The 4,085-nt window shown below is 40.5% G+C and carries 7 protein-coding genes; all 7 read right to left on the reverse strand.

Annotated features, from left to right (window positions below; translation table 11 throughout):
• Nucleotides 1–166, reverse strand: a 166-nt coding sequence (locus tag ACFQIC_RS00210) for a DUF1657 domain-containing protein (RefSeq protein ID WP_390216886.1), incomplete at its 3' end; no start/stop codon positions are given.
• 12 nt (nt 167–178) lie between these two features.
• A complete protein-coding gene (gene spoVAE / locus ACFQIC_RS00215; protein WP_204709992.1) occupies nt 179–529 on the reverse strand; it encodes a stage V sporulation protein AE in 351 nt (116 codons plus the stop codon).
• A complete protein-coding gene (spoVAD, locus tag ACFQIC_RS00220; protein ID WP_204709983.1) occupies nt 526–1,530 on the reverse strand; it encodes a stage V sporulation protein AD in 1,005 nt (334 codons plus the stop codon). Before spoVAD ends, spoVAE begins: the two co-directional genes overlap by 4 nt.
• Nucleotides 1,530–2,009 (reverse strand): stage V sporulation protein AC, encoded by a 480-nt coding sequence (gene spoVAC, locus ACFQIC_RS00225; RefSeq protein WP_204709981.1) that lies wholly within the window; start codon nt 2,007–2,009, stop codon nt 1,530–1,532. The genes spoVAD and spoVAC overlap by 1 nt, the downstream gene beginning before the upstream one ends.
• Nucleotides 2,010–2,024: 15 nt before the next feature.
• Nucleotides 2,025–2,477, reverse strand: a complete 453-nt coding sequence (locus tag ACFQIC_RS00230; protein ID WP_204709979.1) for a YhcN/YlaJ family sporulation lipoprotein — start codon at nt 2,475–2,477, stop codon at nt 2,025–2,027.
• 78 nt (nt 2,478–2,555) lie between these two features.
• Nucleotides 2,556–2,762: a DUF1657 domain-containing protein gene (locus ACFQIC_RS00235; protein ID WP_204706140.1), complete on the reverse strand. Its 207-nt coding sequence runs from the start codon at nt 2,760–2,762 to the stop codon at nt 2,556–2,558.
• Nucleotides 2,763–3,894: 1,132 nt separating this feature from the next.
• The coding region (locus ACFQIC_RS00240; RefSeq protein WP_390216885.1) for a hypothetical protein at nt 3,895–4,085 on the reverse strand (191 nt) is incomplete at its 5' end.

Consider the following 4,085-nt stretch of genomic DNA (forward strand, 5'->3'; position numbering starts at 1 on the left):
CTATGCGTTTCATGATGTCTTGTTTGATTTCTTCCATGACAAGCATTTCTTCATGAAAAAGGCGTTGAGCCTTTTCGTCACCGGTATTGCTTGCCAGTGTAGAAAGGCCAGCTTCTATATTTTTCACTGTGGCAAGACACTGTTTTACGTTAGAACTTACTGTCATAGTCTTTACTCCTTATCCTTTCGGTTTGAAAATAATCGCTGCGATGGTTCCAAATACAATGGCTGCAGATATACCCGCACTGGTTACTTCGAACATGCCAGTTACCACTCCAACAATTCCGTGCTTTGCTGCTTCTTCCATAGCGCCGTGTACCAATGCGTTACCGAAGCTTGTGATTGGAATGGTAGCACCTGCACCTGCAAAATCGATGAGAGGTTCATATAAACCAAAGCCGTCTAATATGGCCCCTAATACAACTAATGTGCTCAATGTATGGGCAGGAGTGAGTTTGAGTACATCAAACATAATTTGTCCAATAACACATATAATTCCGCCAATGACGAAGGCCCAAAAAAAGATCATTCTTTCCCACCTCCATATTCAATGGAAACGGCATGGGCGATACATGGTATCGTTTCGTCTTGCTGAAAAGTTAATGGGGATAGCAAGGCACCAGTAGCCACAACAAGCATTCGTTTAATTTCCCCTTTTTTCATGCGATTTAATAAGTGACCATATACAACGACGGCTGAACATCCTGAGCCACTCGCGCCAGCTAATACAGGTTGACCTTCACGATAGATCATTAGACCACAATCTTGAAACTGTTCTTCTTTGATTTCGGTATTATGTTTTTTAAACAAATCTAGTGCGCATTCTCTGCCAATGTGGCCAAGATCACCTGTCACAATTAGGTCGTAGTAGGATGAGTCGATATTCCGTTCCTTTAAATGGGTTTCGATCGTATCAACAGCTGCCGGGGCCATAGCGCCACCCATATTGAATGGATCTGTCAATCCCATGTCGATGACCCTTCCAATCGTGGCCGAGGTAACGACGGGTCCTTCTCCTTTATTCTTAACCACCGATACACCTGCGCCAGTAACAGTCCACTGGGAGGTGGGAGGCTTTTGAGAACCGTATTCTGTTGGGTAACGAAATTGTTTTTCAACCGCAGCATTGTGGCTTGATGACCCGGTCAATACACAGTCCGCTCCACCATGATTGATAAGAAATGCGGCTAAAGCGAGTCCTTCCATGGATGTTGAACAAGCGCCGAATAAACCTAAGTACGCAGCACCGATCGTTTTTGCTGAAAAACTCGTAGGCGTTATTTGGTTGATTAAATCACCGCCAAGGAAAAACTGGACATCCTCTTTTTTAATATTAGCTTTTTCAGTAGCCCTTAAAGCGGCTTGTTCCAACATTACTTTATGAGCTTTTTCAAACGTGTCTTCTTTTATCCAAATATCCTGGTGGAGAATATCAAAATCTTCTGCCAGTCTTCCTTTAGCTTCAAAAGGCCCACCAACTGTACCAGTAGAGACGATCACGGGTTTATTATCAAAAATCCATGTACGCATTATAGTCCACCCCACTCTATGAGAATGGTTTTGATGAGGGCGATGACAAAGGCGGCAAATACACCGGACATGATGACAGAACCGGCAAGTTTAAACATGTTTCCGCCTACTCCAAGAATAAATCCCTCGGTACGGTGTTCCATAGCTGCTGATATGACGGCATTTCCGAAACCTGTTACAGGTACGGCTGAACCAGCTCCTGCATATTGAGCAATTCTGTCGTAGACTCCAAACCCAGTTAAGAGCATAGTAATGAAGATCATCACGGCTACTGTAGGATTGCCTGCTGTTTGTTCAGTGAAGTTGAAATTATAAATGAAAAAGGTTTGGATGAACTGTCCAATCAAACAAATCAATCCCCCGATTAAAAAAGCCTTTATACAATTTGTAAGGACGGGTCTTTTCACTTCACGTTCACTTTGAAACTGTTGGTATTCTTGTTGAACAGGGGAAAGATTCTTTTTTTTGTTATTGGACATGAAGAACACCTACTTTTATGTTTTTTCTTTAGAAAGTTTAATAATGCGATTAATTTCCGTCGTTAGTTTTTTCTCATTTATCTTCCCATTAGCTAATTGCTGTTTCAGCTTCTCTACTTCCAAATGGATTTTTTTATCCAAAGAAAGAGTAACATTATGACCTGAAAATTGTTTTTCAGCCTGTTCTGTTAATCTCTTTTCAATTTTTTTCATTTGAAAACGTTCATTATGTGGGACTTGGGCTGCAATCAAAAGCTTTTTGTCGTCATTAATAGCCTGAAGATCTTGCAAATGGTTTTTCTTTTGCAAAACTTCCTCAGCTTGTTTAGACACATTTTGATCGTTTAATTCACCATTTGAAAGTTGTTGTATAGGTTGAGAAGAATCCGTTTTCTTCGTTTCATTATCCGATTGACAGCCAGCTGCTAACGCGAATAATGTAATCATTAGGGTTAATAATTTTTTCATATAAATTCACCACCTCAGATAAAACGATTGATGAAGGAAAAAGGCTAGCAATGATAGCTAACCTGTTTCACTCATCATTTATTGTTGTTTGTATTGAGGTTCTTCCTGTTCAATTTCGGTAACACGAGATTCTAAATTATTGATAATAGTCTGTGTGTCTTGTGCTGACTGTTCATATAGTTGTTTAGCTTGCTGATTTTCCGTTCCGAGTGCAAAAGTTTCAAAACTTGCTTGCGCACTTTTTAGACCTGCTACGGTTGTTTTTACATCACTTATAACTGTCATTTTGCTCGCTCCTTTTACTTTTATTTACAATCGTTATTTTGTGCATAACGAAAGAATTGATGACTTCCTATTTTTGGTTAATGTTCTTAAATGGGTTATTAAATTTCCATTTAGTTTACATTTTATTGAAAGTACTTGGGGACGATAGGGTTGAGGAGGTGGATAGCATGCCTAATCCATTTGAAGCAGTATGGAATACATTAAAAACGACTATCGATAATATCGATGAACCTAATTATTATCCGCCAGGTTCTCCAAAAGAATAAGGAAACTTTTTTAATACTTACATCGCAATTTTATGTATTGGTGAATAAAGAGTTGTAAAAAAGGAGGTTCCGTTGCTTTCATCGGAGAATGGGGGATGGGAAACCACTCGCTTTCCGCGGGGAAGACGGCAAGCCTCCTAAAGCTCTGCGGCGTCTCGCCAGTCTATCCTTTTCCGCAGGAGTCTAGATGTTTCCTATCCCCCATGACTATGAAGAGTGGAACGGAACCTTTTTTATGGAAATCGGGGGTGCTGTGTAAATGTTGCCATTGAAATGATCTACTAAGAACACCAAATTGACCTGTAATGTAAATTTGGAGGTGGTAGAGGGTAGGCATATACGCCAGGTAAACCCCTAGCTGCCATTTATGGCCTGAATTTATTGCCACAGAGGTTTTTTTAGGTCTCTTATTAGGTACACTTCATATAAACAGGCGATCACACCCGATTTTTAACAACTTATCTAATGGCTCAATAGATCTGTGTGATGCCATTAGATATATCGGTGACCCCATTGACTTTGCCTTCTATATATTGATTGATTTAGTTCTTTTTTTCTTATATTATCAGTTTTTCAGTGGCCTATCCTCTCATCCCGCAGGAGTCTCGTAATTTCACCGCCCACCTTGCCATGAAAAAGAGGTGCGGAACATCAACGAATCTTAGGAGTTGCCACGTAGCCATTGATATAACAGCATGTTTGTCCTCTGTTTTCATTATGGGGGAAGTCCCACCACTCGCGTCCGTTCGTGAAAATAAAGCAGGGAGGGCAGGGAAAAGCGGACTAGACGAGATCCTGCAGAGCAAAGCAAGGCCACTGAAAAAGTGAATTTGATAAGAGAATTAACTAAACCAACCACAATATATTCAAGTACTTTTCAGTTGAAGAACCACATCTGATGCTTCCGTTCTTCTCACGAAAGCAAGAAGGTCCGGGAAATTATGAGACTCCTGTGGGATGAACATGATCGGTGAAATCCCGCAAGGCGTAGCCGATGACGTACAATAGTCTGTGTAAGTAAGTTTTAGGCTTAAAAAAACAAGGTGGGGTATCCTTA

This window comes from Halobacillus seohaensis (assembly GCF_042663045.1).
Lineage (GTDB): Bacteria > Bacillota > Bacilli > Bacillales > Halobacillaceae > Halobacillus_A > Halobacillus_A seohaensis.